Origin of the sequence: Klebsiella sp. GW_Kp182 (genome assembly GCF_040062275.1) — a bacterium.
GTDB lineage: Bacteria > Pseudomonadota > Gammaproteobacteria > Enterobacterales > Enterobacteriaceae > Klebsiella > Klebsiella michiganensis.
On sequence record NZ_JBEAFQ010000037.1, the window covers coordinates 1 to 587 of the forward strand.

Genomic DNA, 587 nt, shown 5'->3' on the forward strand with positions numbered 1-587 from the left:
CCGGAGATGGAGAATACGTCTTCGATCGGCAGCAGGAACGGCTTGTCAATCGCACGCTCTGGTTCCGGGATGTAAGAATCCAGGTAGCCAGCCAGTTCGATGATTTTCGCTTCCCAGTCTGCGTCGCCTTCCAGCGCTTTCAGAGCGGAACCGCGAACGATCGGAGTGTCGTCGCCCGGGAAATCGTACTGAGACAGAAGTTCACGAACTTCCATTTCAACCAGTTCCAGCAGCTCTTCGTCATCAACCATGTCGCATTTGTTCAGGAACACGATGATGTACGGAACGCCTACCTGACGACCCAGCAGGATGTGCTCACGAGTCTGCGGCATCGGGCCGTCAGTCGCAGCAACAACCAGGATCGCGCCGTCCATCTGCGCAGCACCGGTGATCATGTTTTTAACATAGTCGGCGTGGCCCGGGCAGTCTACGTGCGCGTAGTGGCGAGTCGGGGTGTCATATTCAACGTGAGAAGTGTTGATGGTGATACCACGAGCTTTTTCTTCCGGCGCGTTATCGATCTGGTCGAATGCGCGAGCAGAACCACCGTAGGTTTTAGCCAGAACGGTAGTGATTGCAGCGGTCAG

General features: G+C 55.7%; 1 protein-coding gene. It reads right to left on the reverse strand.

Annotation, left to right across the window (positions count from 1 at the left end; translation table 11 throughout):
- Nucleotides 1–587: GTP-binding protein (locus ABLU88_RS16305; protein ID WP_348837132.1), on the reverse strand; the 587-nt coding region annotated here is incomplete at both ends.